The 14,051-nt window shown below is 59.8% G+C and carries 13 protein-coding genes; 3 read left to right on the top strand and 10 right to left on the bottom strand.

Annotation, left to right across the window (positions count from 1 at the left end):
• Positions 1-5 precede the first annotated feature (5 nt).
• The 3 genes from JFU11_RS14090 to JFU11_RS14080 are packed head-to-tail and all read left to right on the top strand — an operon-like array spanning position 6 to position 2,894.
• Positions 6-806 carry a carbohydrate ABC transporter permease gene (locus JFU11_RS14090; RefSeq protein ID WP_007896138.1) on the top strand — a complete coding sequence of 267 codons (801 nt, stop codon included), beginning with the start codon at positions 6-8 and terminating at the stop codon, positions 804-806.
• 10 nt (positions 807-816) lie between these two features.
• The gene (locus JFU11_RS14085; protein ID WP_052967033.1) at positions 817-1,089 is read left to right on the top strand and encodes a DUF2160 domain-containing protein; all 273 of its coding nucleotides are present in this window, start codon (positions 817-819) and stop codon (positions 1,087-1,089) included.
• A gap of 47 nt (positions 1,090-1,136) precedes the next feature.
• Positions 1,137-2,894, top strand: a complete 1,758-nt coding sequence (locus JFU11_RS14080) for an ABC transporter substrate-binding protein (RefSeq protein WP_201060931.1) — start codon at positions 1,137-1,139, stop codon at positions 2,892-2,894.
• 168 nt (positions 2,895-3,062) lie between these two features.
• Here the strand turns inward: JFU11_RS14080 and JFU11_RS14075 are convergent, their stop codons facing one another.
• The 10 genes from JFU11_RS14075 to nuoG form a co-directional block, all read right to left on the bottom strand.
• Positions 3,063-3,377, bottom strand: coding sequence for an XRE family transcriptional regulator (locus tag JFU11_RS14075; RefSeq protein WP_030130910.1), 315 nt, complete (start codon positions 3,375-3,377; stop codon positions 3,063-3,065).
• A complete protein-coding gene (locus JFU11_RS14070) occupies positions 3,367-3,717 on the bottom strand; it encodes a toxin (RefSeq protein ID WP_052967031.1) in 351 nt (116 codons plus the stop codon). The genes JFU11_RS14075 and JFU11_RS14070 overlap by 11 nt, the downstream gene beginning before the upstream one ends.
• A gap of 303 nt (positions 3,718-4,020) precedes the next feature.
• Positions 4,021-5,484 carry an NADH-quinone oxidoreductase subunit NuoN gene (nuoN, locus tag JFU11_RS14065; RefSeq protein WP_201060929.1) on the bottom strand — a complete coding sequence of 488 codons (1,464 nt, stop codon included), beginning with the start codon at positions 5,482-5,484 and terminating at the stop codon, positions 4,021-4,023.
• 7 nt (positions 5,485-5,491) lie between these two features.
• Entirely contained in the window at positions 5,492-7,024 is a 1,533-nt protein-coding gene (gene nuoM / locus JFU11_RS14060) for an NADH-quinone oxidoreductase subunit M (RefSeq protein WP_123722019.1), read from the bottom strand.
• A 39-nt stretch (positions 7,025-7,063) separates the two neighbouring features.
• Positions 7,064-8,917, bottom strand: coding sequence for an NADH-quinone oxidoreductase subunit L (gene nuoL, locus JFU11_RS14055; protein WP_123722020.1), 1,854 nt, complete (start codon positions 8,915-8,917; stop codon positions 7,064-7,066).
• The gene (gene nuoK, locus JFU11_RS14050; RefSeq protein WP_007946416.1) at positions 8,914-9,222 is read right to left on the bottom strand and encodes an NADH-quinone oxidoreductase subunit NuoK; all 309 of its coding nucleotides are present in this window, start codon (positions 9,220-9,222) and stop codon (positions 8,914-8,916) included. The genes nuoL and nuoK overlap by 4 nt, the downstream gene beginning before the upstream one ends.
• Before the next feature lie 2 nt (positions 9,223-9,224).
• Positions 9,225-9,728: an NADH-quinone oxidoreductase subunit J gene (nuoJ, locus tag JFU11_RS14045; protein WP_007905076.1), complete on the bottom strand. Its 504-nt coding sequence runs from the start codon at positions 9,726-9,728 to the stop codon at positions 9,225-9,227.
• A gap of 9 nt (positions 9,729-9,737) precedes the next feature.
• Positions 9,738-10,286 (bottom strand): NADH-quinone oxidoreductase subunit NuoI, encoded by a 549-nt coding sequence (gene nuoI, locus JFU11_RS14040; protein WP_038982507.1) that lies wholly within the window; start codon positions 10,284-10,286, stop codon positions 9,738-9,740.
• 9 nt (positions 10,287-10,295) lie between these two features.
• Positions 10,296-11,303, bottom strand: coding sequence for an NADH-quinone oxidoreductase subunit NuoH (gene nuoH / locus JFU11_RS14035; protein ID WP_007905066.1), 1,008 nt, complete (start codon positions 11,301-11,303; stop codon positions 10,296-10,298).
• Positions 11,300-14,014, bottom strand: a complete 2,715-nt coding sequence (gene nuoG, locus JFU11_RS14030) for an NADH-quinone oxidoreductase subunit NuoG (protein ID WP_201060928.1) — start codon at positions 14,012-14,014, stop codon at positions 11,300-11,302. Before nuoG ends, nuoH begins: the two co-directional genes overlap by 4 nt.
• Positions 14,015-14,051: the final 37 nt, after the last annotated feature.

Here is a 14,051-nt window from a genome sequence, read left to right as displayed (position 1 = left end):
CCGCCATGAGCAAGAGAAAGCTTATTCCACTGCTGATCTACATCCTGTTCCTGCTGGTGCCGATCTACTGGCTGCTGAACATGTCCTTCAAGAGCAACACTGAAATCCTCGGCGGTCTGACCCTATTTCCGCAGGATTTCACCTTCGCCAACTACAAAGTGATCTTCACTGATCCGAGCTGGTACACCGGTTACCTCAACTCGCTGTACTACGTGAGCCTGAATACGGTGATTTCTCTGAGTGTGGCGCTGCCGGCGGCGTATGCGTTTTCGCGCTATCGTTTTCTTGGCGATAAGCACCTGTTCTTCTGGCTGCTGACCAACCGCATGGCGCCACCGGCGGTGTTTCTGCTGCCGTTCTTTCAGCTGTATTCCTCGATCGGGTTGTTCGATACCCATATCGCGGTGGCGTTGGCTCACTGTCTGTTCAACGTGCCGTTGGCGGTGTGGATTCTTGAAGGCTTCATGTCCGGCGTTCCCAAGGAAATTGACGAAACCGCCTACATCGACGGCTACAGTTTCCCCAAGTTCTTCGTGAAGATCTTCGTCCCGCTGATCGGCTCCGGGATCGGCGTCACGGCGTTTTTCTGCTTCATGTTTTCCTGGGTCGAGTTGCTGCTGGCGCGAACCCTGACTTCGGTGAACGCCAAACCCATCGCGGCGGTGATGACCCGCACGGTCTCGGCGTCCGGCATCGACTGGGGTGTGCTGGCGGCGGCGGGGGTGTTGACCATCCTGCCGGGCATGCTGGTGATCTGGTTTGTTCGCAACCACGTGGCCAAAGGCTTTGCCCTGGGTCGGGTATGAGGAACTGATGATGGAATGGATGAGTTGGACCGGCCCCACGGCGGCATTCTTTAGCGTCATTGCCTTGATCCTGGCGGGTATGACGACCTGGGAGTTGCGTTCGCCGAGTGTCCCTCGGCGTGGTTTTTTGCCGATTGCTACTACTCGTGGTGATCGGCTGTTTATCGGTCTTCTCGGCAGCGCCTACCTGCATTTGCTGGTAATCGGCGTCACCGACTGGAGCATCTGGGTAGCGTTCGCGTTGTCCCTGGTGTGGCTGTTGGCTGTGATGCGTTGGGGCTAGTCGAATCGCTCGGCAATGTTGCTCCGAAACCTAAACAGGAGGTCTCTATGTTCGACAAAAACAATAAGCTGCGACATAGCGTTTCATTGGCAGCCATGCTGGCACTCAGCGGGTTGAGCGCTGCGGCCTGGGCCGATGCCTATGAAGACGCCGCCAAGAAATGGATTGGCAGCGAGTTCAAACCGTCCACCCTGACCGAAGCCCAGCAGCTCGAAGAGCTGAAGTGGTTCATCAAGGCATCCGAGCCGTTTCGCGGGATGAGCATCAAAGTGGTCTCGGAAACCATTGCGACTCACGAATATGAATCCAAAACGCTGGCCAAGGCCTTCACCGAAATCACCGGGATCAAGCTGACCCACGACTTGCTGCAGGAAGGCGACGTGGTGGAAAAGCTGCAGACCCAGATGCAATCGGACAAGAACATCTATGACGGCTGGGTCAACGACTCGGACCTGATCGGTACGCACTTTCGCTACGGCAAGACCGAATCGATCACCGATCTGATGGCCAACGAAGGCAAGGCCTACACCTCGCCGACGCTGGACATCAAAGACTTCATCGGCATCTCGTTCACCACAGCGCCAGACGGCAAAGTCTATCAACTGCCCGACCAGCAGTTCGCCAACCTCTATTGGTTCCGCGCCGACTGGTTCGAACGAGCGGATCTGAAAGCGAAATTCAAAGAAAAATACGGTTATGAACTGGGCGTGCCGGTGAACTGGTCGGCCTATGAAGACATCACCAAGTTCTTCAGCGAAGACGTCAAGGAAATCGACGGCAAGCGCATCTACGGGCACATGGACTACGGCAAGAAAGACCCATCCCTCGGCTGGCGCTTTACCGACGCCTGGTTCTCCATGGCCGGCGCTGGCGACAAGGGCATTCCCAACGGCTTGCCGGTGGACGAATGGGGCATCCGTGTCGAAGACTGCCATCCAGTCGGTTCCAGCGTGACCCGCGGCGGCGACACTAACGGCCCGGCGGCGGTCTATGCGACCACCAAGTACGTTGACTGGATGAAAAAATACGCGCCACCGGAAGCGGCGGGCATGACCTTCTCCGAGTCTGGCCCGGTACCGTCCCAGGGCAACATCGCCCAGCAGATCTTCTGGTACACCGCGTTTACCGCCGACATGACCAAACCGGGTCTGCCGGTAATGAACGCCGACGGCACGCCGAAATGGCGCATGGCACCGTCGCCGAAAGGTCCGTACTGGGAGGAGGGCATGAAGCTCGGTTATCAGGACGCCGGTTCCTGGACCTTCCTCAAGTCCACGCCTGAAAAGCAAAAACTCGCGGCCTGGCTGTACGCTCAGTTCGTGACGTCGAAAACCGTATCCTTGAAGAAAACCATTGTCGGCCTGACCCCGATCCGCGAATCGGATATCAACTCGCAAGCCATGACCGACCTGGCACCGAAGCTCGGTGGTCTGGTGGAGTTCTATCGCAGCCCGGCCCGCGTGCAATGGACCCCGACCGGGACCAACGTGCCGGACTATCCTCGTTTGGCGCAACTGTGGTGGAGCCACATCGCGGAAGCGGCCAGTGGCGAGAAAACGCCACAACAGGCACTGGACGGTCTGGCCAAGGATCAGGATGCGATCATGACCCGCCTGGAACGCTCCAAGGTACAACCGACCTGCGGGCCGAAAATGAATCCTGAGCGGGATGCGCAGTACTGGTTCGATCAGCCGGGTGCGCCGAAAGCGAAACTGGCGAACGAGAAGCCTAAAGGCGAAACCGTGAGCTATGCCGAACTGCTGAAATCGTGGGAGGCGGCGCGTAAGCAATCGTCTGTAATGTGAAACGCCAACGGCACCGTAAGGTGCCGTTTTGCTTTGTGCCTGATGGGCCGCCTTCGCGAGCAAGCCCGCTCCCACAGTGGATAAGGGATGGTCATAAAATCAGCTACTGGCGCGAAACCTGTGGGAGCGGGCTTGCCCGCGATGGCGTCATCGGACACAACAGTGGATTCAGGTTAGCGCCGCCAGTTGTTGAACCGTCTCCGGAAAGCGCTCAACCAGCCGGATCAGCGTTGTCGCCTGAGCATTAGGTTTCGCCCGTCCTTGCTCCCAGTTCTCCAGCGTCCGGGTGTTGGTGCGCAAGTACATCGCAAACACCGGCCGGGAGAGATTCAGTTGCTGGCGGATGCCAACCACTTCCTCTGCCGTAATCGGAGCCAGTTTGGCCAGTTTTACTTTGTGCGTGCGTAGAGTGACTTTACCTTGGCGCTCATCGGCCAAGGCTTCAAACCCCTCTACCAGCTCGGAAAAAATGTCACGTTTCATCGCTCGTTCTCGCTTTGATTTCTCGATAAAGCATTTCTTTAAGCAGTTTTTTCTGTTGTGGCGTCAGATCGTCCTGCTCGTTCTTGCCATACAAGGTAAAGAGCCAGAATTGGTCGAAACCGGACCACCAGTAATAAATCACCCTCAGCCCACCGCGCTTGCCCTTGTTTCGCCGCTCATCCACCACTCGAATTTTGCGCAGACCTCCGGTGCCTTCGACGACATCTCCCGCTTCCGGGTTTTGCAGCAGCTCCTGTTGGAATCGGTGAAACAGATCATCATCCAGGTAGTCACTTCGATGCTTTTGAAATACGGGTAATTCGATAAAAAGAGCGTCCATGTTCTGTACGTTACCTGCGTATATTTCTATCGCAAGAATCGAATAGGTCAAGGCTTCTGTTCCTGCCCAATTCGGTCAAGTCATTACGTTAAAGTCGAAGGCAGGATCGGGATGTAGGACGCGGCTGATTCACCCGCGAGGCGATTCTGGATATTGGGGAGGAGAGGGGCGATAAGGTTCAAAAGCGTACGCAATACCCTGTAGGAGTCGCCGAAGGCTGCGATCTTTTGATCTTGTCCCCAAAACGCAAAAACGGCACCCGAAGGTGCCGTTTTTGTTTGTTACCGAGTATCGCTTAAGCGATCAACCCGCCAACCCCGATTGCTGAACCAGGTTCAGCAGCGGCTGTGGATACAGGCCGAGGAAGAATGCCAGTACGGCAATCGCCAGCAGCATCACGCCGCCTGCACGTTGTTCCCAGTGCAGTTGAGCATCGTGGCGACGCAGGTTCGGTTCCATCAGGTACAGGGTGACCATCACGCGCAGGTAGTAGAAGACGCCGATGGCGCTGCCCAGTACCAGGGAGCCAACCAACCACCATTGGTGCGATTCGACACCGGTGGCGATGATGTAGAACTTGCCGATGAAGCCCGCGGTCAGCGGGATACCGGCCAGGGACAGCATCATCACGGTCAGGACGGCGGTCAGGTACGGACGGCGCCAGAACAGGCCGCGGTATTCATACAGGGCATCCGCGTCACGGCCGTTGTACGGCGAGGACATCAGGGTGATCACACCGAACGCGCCGAGGCTGGTGATCACGTAGGTGACCAGGTACACGCCGATGGCTTCCACGGCCAGGCCTTTGCTCGCCACCAGGGCGATCAGCAGGTAGCCGAAGTGGGCGATGGACGAGTAACCCAGCAGACGCTTGAGGTTGCTCTGGGTCAGTGCCAGCAGGTTACCGAACAGGATCGACGCGATGGCGATGATGGTCAGCACGTCGCTCAGCACACCGCTGCTCGCCGCTGGCGAGATCTGGAACAGACGCACCATCACCGCGAACACCGCGACTTTCGACGCGGTGGCCAGGAACGCTGCCACCGGTGCCGGAGCACCTTCGTAAACGTCCGGGGTCCAGAGGTGGAACGGTACCAGCGACAACTTGAACGCCAGGCCGATCAGCATCATGCCCAGGCCCAATTGAGCCAGAGAGCTTGGCAGACCGGTGGCCGCCAGGGCCTGACCGATGCCGTTGAAGCTCAGGCTGCCAGCGTCGGCGTAGAGCAGGGCCATACCGAACAACAGGAACGCGGAACCGGCAGCCGACAGCACCATGTACTTGATACCGGCTTCCAGCGAGCGCTTGTTGAAGAAGGCATAAGCCACCAGACCGTAAACCGGTACCGAGAGCAGTTCCAGACCGACGAACAAGCCGGCCAGGTGCTGCGCGCTGACCAGTACCAGGCCACCGGCGGCGGCCATCAGGATCAGCAGGTAAAGTTCTTCACGGTTGCCCGGGTAACCCGAACCGCCATCGCCGAGGTAGGCGTGGGCGAGGGTGACACAAGCGAGGGTGGCGACCAGGATCAGCGCCATGTACAAGCAAGCGAAGGTGTCGATCTGCAGCAGTGGCGTCACGGCCAGCGGCGCGACTTTCAGGGCTGGCAGGATCGACAGCAGAGCCAGGTTCAGACCTGTCACCGACAGCAGGAAGGTCTGTGAGTGGTTGCGGCGCCATGCGATAGCCAGCATCACCACGATGATCGTGGCGCTGGTGATCAACAACGGCGCAAGCGCGATAAAGTGTTGAGTCGTGAATTCCATAGCGCTCTTACCGGGCCGAAGCGAGTTGAGTGAAGGCGGTGCCGAGCCACTGCTGCACGCCATGCATCGTCGCGGCAGAGGTATCGAGGAACGGCTGCGGGTACACGCCGATGTAGATCAGCAGCGCCGCAAGTCCAACCACCATGATCAGTTCGCGACCGTCCATGCCATGCAACACCGCGTCCGATTTCGACGGGCCGAAGAAGGCACGGTGGACCATGATCAGCGAGTAGACCGAACCGAACACCAGGCCGGACGTCGCAATCACAGTGATCCATGGGGCGCTGGCGAAGGTGCCGATCAGGATCAGGAACTCTCCGACAAAGTTACCAGTCGCCGGCAAGCCCAGGGACGCGGCGGCGAAGAACAGGCTGAGAGCCGGCAGGTAGGCAATCTTCGACCACAGGCCACCCATCTCACGCATATCGCGGGTGTGGGTACGCTCGTACAGCTGACCGGAGAGGATAAAGAGTGCCGCGGCCGACAGACCGTGCGCCAGCATCTGCATCACTGCGCCCTGCAGCGCCAGTTGGCTGCCGGAGTAGATGCCGATCAGCACGAAGCCCATGTGGGAAACGGACGAGAAGGCGATCAGACGCTTGATGTCGGTTTGCGCAAAGGCCAGGAACGCACCGTAGAAAATCCCGATCAGACCCAGGGTCATCGCGAACGGCGCGAACTCGGCCGAGGCATTCGGGAACAGTGGCAGGGCGAAACGCAGCAGGCCATACGCAGCAGTCTTCAACAAGATACCGGCCAGGTCCACGGAACCCGCGGTCGGTGCCTGGGCGTGAGCGTCAGGCAACCAGGAGTGGAACGGCACTACTGGCAGCTTGACCGCGAAGGCGATGAAGAAGCCGAGCATCAGGATGTACTCGGTGGTCATCGACATCTTGGTCTTCAACAGGTCGGCGTAGTTGAAGGTAATCACGCCGGTGTCGTTGAAGTTGACCAGTACCAGACCCAGGATCGCCACCAACATGATCAGGCCGGAAGCCTGAGTGAAGATGAAGAACTTGGTCGCCGCGTAGATCCGGGTTTTCTTGCCGTCCGAAGAACTGTGACCCCAGAGCGCGATGAGGAAGTACATCGGCACCAGCATCATTTCCCAGAAGAAGAAGAACATGAACAGGTCGAGGGCGAGGAACACGCCGACGACACCGCCCAGGATCCACATCAGGTTCAGGTGGAAGAAGCCCACGTGACGCTGGATCTCTTTCCACGAGCAGAGTACCGAGAGGACACCCAGCAGACCGGTCAGCATGATCATCAACAGCGACAGGCCGTCGAGGGCCAGGTGCACGTTGATGCCGAAGCGCTGGATCCAGACGTGCTTGAACTCAAGCGCCCAGGTCGGATCGGCGCCAGGCGCCGGAGCAAATGAATAGTCACCGTTGGCCCACAGCCAGAGGCCGAGGGAGAGCAGCAGGGACATGGTGATCAGCGCAATCCAGCGGGGGAGGGTAGCGCCGAAGCGCTCACCCATCCAGCACAGCAGGCCGCCGATGAAGGGGATCAGGATTAGCCAAGGCAGAATCATGACGGGCTCGTTTCCTTTCGCAAGTTCGCAAGGTTCATATCAGACCGCTACCAGCACGACGGCGCCGATTACCAGCACGGCACCAGCAGCCATCGAGGCGGCATACCAACGCAATTGACCGGTCTCGGTGCGGCTCAGGGCGGTGTGACCGCCTTTGGCCATACGCGGGATCAGACCGATGGTCTGGTCGAGCGGGTCTTTGCGCAGTACATGGCTGATCGCAAGGTAAGGCTTGACGAACAGTTTGTCGTAGATCCAGTCGAAGCCCCAGGCAGCGAACCACCAGGCCGAAAGGAAGCGGCCGACGCCGCTGTTGGCGACGGCGGTGACGAAGCGACGCTTGCCGAGGAACAGCAGCGCAGCCAGCAGGATACCGGCCAGGGCGATGGCGCCCGAGGCGATTTCCAGACTGTGCTTGGCTTCGCCGCCGGCATGGCCGACGCTTTCCGGCAGTACACCGTGCAGCGGCGGAACGATCATCGCGCCGACGAACGTCGACAGTACGATCAGCACCGACAGTGGCAGCCAGTGAGCGATACCGTGACCGGCATGCGCTTCGGTCTTCGCTTCACCGTGGAACGCGATGAAGATCAGGCGGAAGGTGTACAGCGAGGTCATGAAGGCGCCAACCAGACCTGCATAAAGCAGACCCTGGTTACCGCTGGCGAACGCTTCCCAGAGGATTTCATCCTTGGAGTAGAAGCCCGCGGTCACCAGAGGCAAGGCCGCCAGGGCCGCGCCGCCGACGATGAAGCTGGCGTAGGCCAATGGCAGTTTCTTCCACAGGCCGCCCATCTTGAAGATGTTCTGCTCGTGGTGGCAGGCAACGATCACCGCACCGGACGCAAGGAACAACAGCGCCTTGAAGAAGGCGTGGGTCATCAGGTGGAAGATCGCGCCGTCCCACGCACCTACGCCCAGGGCCAGGAACATGTAGCCGATCTGGCTCATGGTCGAGTAGGCGAGGATACGTTTGATGTCGGTCTGAACCAGTGCGGCAAAACCTGCCAGCACCAGCGTCACGCCACCGACAACACCCACCAGGTGCAGGATATCCGGCGCCAGGGCGAACAGACCGTGGGTACGGGCGATCAGGTAGACACCGGCGGTCACCATGGTCGCGGCGTGAATCAGTGCCGAAACCGGAGTAGGGCCAGCCATCGCATCCGCCAGCCAGGTTTGCAGCGGCAGTTGCGCGGATTTACCGACAGCGCCGCCCAGCAGCATCAGGGTCGCCAGAACGATCCAGAAGTCGCCGGCCTTGAAGTGCTCAGGCGCCTTGACCAGCAGTTCCTGAATGTTCAGCGTGCCCAACTGTTGGAACAGGATGAACAGGCCGATGGCCATGAACACGTCGCCGACGCGGGTCACGATGAAAGCTTTGAGTGCCGCGTTACCGTTGTTGCGGTTGCTGTAGTAGAAACCGATCAACAGGTACGAGCACAGGCCCACGCCTTCCCAGCCGAAGTACACGAACAGCAGGTTATCGGCCAGGACCAGGAACAGCATGCTGGCGATAAACAGGTTGGTGTAGGCGAAGAAGCGCGAGTAACCGGCTTCACCGCGCATGTACCAGGACGCGAACAGGTGGATCAGGAAGCCGACGCCGACCACCACACCGAGCATGGTCAGGGACAGACCATCCAGGTACAGCGCGAAGTTAGGCGTGAAGCCTTCTACCGCCATCCACTGCCACAACACGTGGGTGTAGTGACCGCCTTCAGGTGGTGCAACGTTGAACTGCCAGATTATGTAAGCAGTGACGATTGCCGACAGGCCAATGGAGCCGACGCCGATCAGCGCCGAAAGGTTTTCCGACCAGCGACCGCGTGAGAACGCCAGCAGCAGGAAACCTATGAGAGGGAATACGAAAGTCAGATAGAGAAGGTTCATCCGCGCATCTCGCTGGCAGCGTCGATATCGAGAGTGTGGAAGCGGCGATACAGCTGCAACAGAATCGCCAGGCCAATACTGGCCTCGGCGGCTGCCAGGCTGATCACCAGAATGAACATGATCTGTCCATCCGGCTGCGCCCAACGGCTACCGGCAACGATGAACGCCAACGCGGAGGCATTCATCATGACCTCCAGGCTCATCAGCACGAAAAGAATGTTGCGCCGGACCATCAGGCCGACCAGACCGAGGCAGAACAGGATGCCGGCAACCGCCAGACCATGCTCCATAGGGATAGCAGGCATCGTCATTGCTCCTTGGCTTCGTTGCGGCCCAAGTGGAACGCCGTGACGGCTGCGGCGAGCAGCAGCATCGAGGCGAGTTCGACCACCAGCAGGTAAGGACCGAACAGGCTGATGCCCACGGCCTTCGCGTCTACGGTGGTGTGGCCGATGGCCTGACCGCTGGCATCGCTGAACAACACGTACAGCAGTTCAACCAGCAGCAGGGTGCCGAGGGCGACCGGGCCGAGCCAGATGCCGGGCTTGAGCCAGACGCGCTCTTGCTGAACCGAGGCGGGGCCCAGGTTCAGCATCATCACCACGAACACGAACAGCACCATGATGGCGCCGGCGTAGGCGATCACTTCCAGTACACCGGCAAACGGTGCGCCGAGGGCGAAGAACGTCATGGCCACGGCGATCAGCGAAATGATCAGGTAGAGCAGGGCGTGCACGGGGTTGGTGTTGGTGATCACGCGAAGCGTGGACACAACAGCGATACCCGATGCGAAATAGAAAGCGAATTCCATCTTTCTTCCTTAAGGCAGCAAGCTCTTCACGTTGATCGGTTCGGCTTCATTCTGCGCGGAGCCTTTTGGCTTACCGGCAATCGCCATACCTGCAACACGATAGAAGTTGTAATCAGGGTTTTTGCCGGGGCCGGAGATCAACAGATCTTCTTTCTCGTACACCAGGTCCTGACGTTTGAACTCGGCCATCTCGAAATCCGGTGTCAGCTGGATCGCGGTGGTCGGGCAGGCTTCCTCGCAGAGGCCGCAGAAAATGCAGCGCGAGAAGTTGATACGGAAAAACTCCGGGTACCAGCGACCGTCGTCGGTTTCAGCTTTCTGCAGCGAGATGCAACCGACCGGGCACGCCACGGCGCACAGGTTGCAGGCTACACAACGCTCTTCGCCGTCGGGGTCGCGGGTCAGCACGATACGTCCACGGAAGCGCGGCGGCAGGTACACGGCTTCTTCCGGGTACTGCAGCGTGTCGCGCTTGCGGAAGGCGTGGCCGAAGATCATCACCAGGCTGCGAAGCTGGGTGAAGAAGCCATGCACGATGTCAAAAATGTACTTCATGATTCTCTATCCTCACTGAGCCGCGACGGCGGGCGTGTTGAGCAACACGACCGCAGCGGTCACCAGCATGTTGACGAGGGTCAGCGGCAGGCAGAACTTCCAGCTGAAATCCATCACTTGGTCATACCGTGGGCGCGGAATCGAGGCGCGCAGCAGGATGAAGAACATGATGAAGAACGCGGTTTTCAGTGCAAACCAGATGAACGGGATCTGCGGCAGAATGCCGAACGGACCGTGCCAGCCACCGAAGAACAACGTCACCAGCAGCGCCGAAATCAGCACGATGCCGATATATTCACCGACGAAGAACATGCCCCATTTCATGCCGGCATATTCAATGTGGTAACCGTCGGCCAGTTCCTGTTCCGCTTCCGGCTGGTCGAACGGGTGACGGTGAGTCACGGCGACGCCAGCGATGAAGAAGGTCAGGAAACCGAAGATCTGCGGAATGACGAACCACAGGTTCTGCGCCTGGTATTCAACGATGTCGCGCATGTTGAACGAGCCAACCTGGATCACGATGCCCATCAGCGACAGGCCCATGAACACTTCGTACGACACGGTTTGTGCCGAGGCCCGCAAGCTGCCCAACAGGGCGAACTTGTTGTTACTCGACCAGCCGGCGAACAGCACCGCGTAGACCGACAGACCCGCCATGGCGAAGAAGAACAGGATGCCGATGTTGATGTCCGCCACGCCCCAGGTCGGGGTGATCGGGATGATCGCGAAGGCAATCAGCAAGGCGCTCATGGCCACGACCGGTGCCAACGTGAAGATCACTTTGTCGGCGAACGGCGGGGTCCAGTCTTCCTTGAAGAACATCTTGATCATGTCGGCCGCAATCTGGAACGCGCCGAACGGGCCGACGCGGTTCGGACCGTAACGGTCCTGCCAGAGGGCGAGCAGACGACGCTCGACCCAGCTCAGCAGCGCGCCGCACACCACCACGGCGAGCAGAATCACGATGGCCTTGAGGACCGCGATGATTACGTCGATCACTTCAGGAGTGAACAAGGTCATAGCGCTGCCTCCTGCAGACCGTCAACGGATTTGCCAAAGATCGCGGGCGGAATGCCAGCGATACCGGCCGGCAATGCGACCAGACCGGCACCCAGCTCTTCGTTGATGCGCAGCGGCAGACGCAGGGTCTGGCCGGCCACGTTCAGACTCAGCAGGGCACCGTCATTGACGCCCAGGCGATCGGCTTCGGACTTGGCCAGCGACAGGTATGCAGCTGGAATGCGTTCTTGAACCGGCGCGGCTTTGGAAGAGTTCTCTTCGCTGCCGAACAGGTGGAAGAACGGCACGACCTGCCAGGTGCCCGGAGCCGGGTTGAACGCGCGCGGAACACTGGCGAACCAGTTCAGCGAATCACCGGTGCTTTCGATCAGGCGAGTGCCCGGGTCGCCAGCGCGGATGTGACCACCGACTTCGTCCTGGAACTTGTTCCAGGCTTGCGGCGAGTTCCAGCCCGGAGACCAGGCGAATGGTACTTGCTGACGCGGTTCGACCGAGCCCGAGTAACCTTCCATGGAGAACGAGAACGCGGTGTCGTTGTCCTGGGAAGTACGCGGTTCATGCACACTGATGTCGGCGCGCATGGCGGTCCGGCCGCTGTAACGCAGCGGTTCGCGAGCCAGTTTCAGGCCTTTGATACGGAACGCAGCGGACGGTGCGGCATCGACGATGCGCGCCAGTTGCGGTTTGCTCGCGGCAACGGCAGCGGTGACGTGGTCCAGTTGGGTCCAGTCGATCGGCTGGTTCAGCAGGGTCGAACGCAGGGCATGCAGCCAGCGCCAGCCTTCGCGAACCAGAATGCTCGCGTCGAGGTAAGTCGGGTCGAAGACCTGGAAGAAACGCTGGGCGCGGCCTTCCTGGCTGACCAGCGTACCGTCGCCTTCAGCGAAGCTGGCGGCTGGCAGAACCAGGTGCGCGCGATCGCTGGTGGCGGTCTTCTGATGGTCCGCCACGATCACCACTTTTGCGGCGTTCAGGGCAGCATCGACCTTGGCTTTGTCGGTACGGGTGTACAGATCGTTTTCCAGCACGACGATGGCGTCGGCCTTGCCGTCGATCACCGCTTGCAGGGCTGCATCGACCGAGTCACCACCGAGCATGGCCAGGCCAAGGCTGTTGGCCTCTGGCACGATCAGGCTGATGGAACCGTTCTTCTCGCGCAGCTTCAGAGCCTTGGCGATGTTCGCCGCGGCTTCGATCAGCGCCTTGGAACCCAGCGAGGTACCGGCAATGATCAATGGACGCTTGGCAGCGAGCAGGGCGTTGGCGATGCGCTGAGCCAGTTCGAGGGCTTCAGCGTCCAGGCCTTCAACGGCCGGCGCGCTGGCATCGAGGGCGTGAGCCACGGCGAAACCGATGCGGGCCAGGTCGTCAGGAGCTGCGTGGACGCATTCTTCAGCCACGTCGTCGAGTTTGGTTTCAGCCAGGCTGGCGATGAACAGCGGGTTCAGCGCGTTCTGACCGATGTTCTTCACCGCGGCATCGAGCCATGGCTGAACGCGCATGGCGTCGGCCATGTCTTCGGCCTTGCCCTTGACCGATTGACGCAGGGCCAGAGCCATGCGCGCAGCAGTCTGGGTCAGGTCTTCGCCGAGGACGAAAATCGCATCGTGATCTTCGATGTCGCGCATGTTCGGGATCGGCAGCGGGCTGTCTTTGAGCACCTGTACAACCAGACGAATGCGCTCAAGTTCAGCGGCTTCGATGCCGGAGTAGAAGTGCTCGGCGCCAACCAGTTCAAGCAACGCGTAGTTGCTTTCGAGGCTGGCGCGTGGCGAACCGATACCGACGATGTTGCGACCGCGCAGCAGGTCAGCGGCGTTATCCAGCGCTTCGTCGAGGCTCAGCTTGGCGCCGTTGGCCAGCAGTGGCTGACGCGGGCGGTCTTCGCGGTTGACGTAGCCATAGCCGAAACGGCCACGGTCGCACAGGAAGTACTGGTTCACCGAACCGTTGAAACGGTTTTCGATGCGACGCAGTTCGCCGTAACGCTCGCCCGGGGAAATGTTGCAACCGCTGGAGCAGCCATGGCAGATGCTCGGCGAGAACTGCATGTCCCACTTACGGTTGTAGCGCTCGGAGTGAGTCTTGTCGGTGAACACACCGGTCGGGCAGACCTCGGTGAGGTTGCCGGAGAACTCGCTTTCGAGGGTGCCGTCTTCAACGCGACCGAAGTACACGTTGTCGTGAGCACCGAACACACCGAGGTCGGTGCCGCCGGCGTAGTCTTTATAGAAGCGCACGCAGCGATAGCAAGCGATGCAGCGGTTCATTTCGTGGGAAATGAACGGCCCCAGTTGCTGGTTCTGGTGAGTACGCTTGGTGAAGCGATAGCGGCGCTCGTTGTGGCCGGTCATCACCGTCATGTCTTGCAGGTGGCAGTGACCGCCCTCCTCACAGACCGGGCAGTCGTGAGGGTGGTTGGTCATCAGCCATTCAACGACGCTGGCGCGAAACACTTTCGCTTCTTCGTCGTCGATGGAAATCCAGCTGCCGTCGGTGGCGGGGGTCATGCAGGACATGACGATCCGACCACGCTTGTCGTTCTCGTCGGTGTACTGCTTGACCGCGCACTGGCGGCAAGCGCCAACGCTGCCAAGGGCTGGGTGCCAGCAGAAATAAGGGATATCGAGGCCTAGCGACAGACACGCCTGTAACAGGTTGTCTGCCCCATCGACTTCGAGCTCTTTGCCGTCTACGTGGATAGTGGCCATGGTTCAAAGTTCTTCGTTGGCCCGGTGTCAGCGGGCG

Origin of the sequence: Pseudomonas sp. TH37, from assembly GCF_016650735.1 — a bacterium.
Lineage (GTDB): Bacteria > Pseudomonadota > Gammaproteobacteria > Pseudomonadales > Pseudomonadaceae > Aquipseudomonas > Aquipseudomonas farris.
The sequence above is the reverse complement of the archived record's forward strand: the minus strand, read 5'-3'. Positions and strand labels throughout refer to the sequence as shown.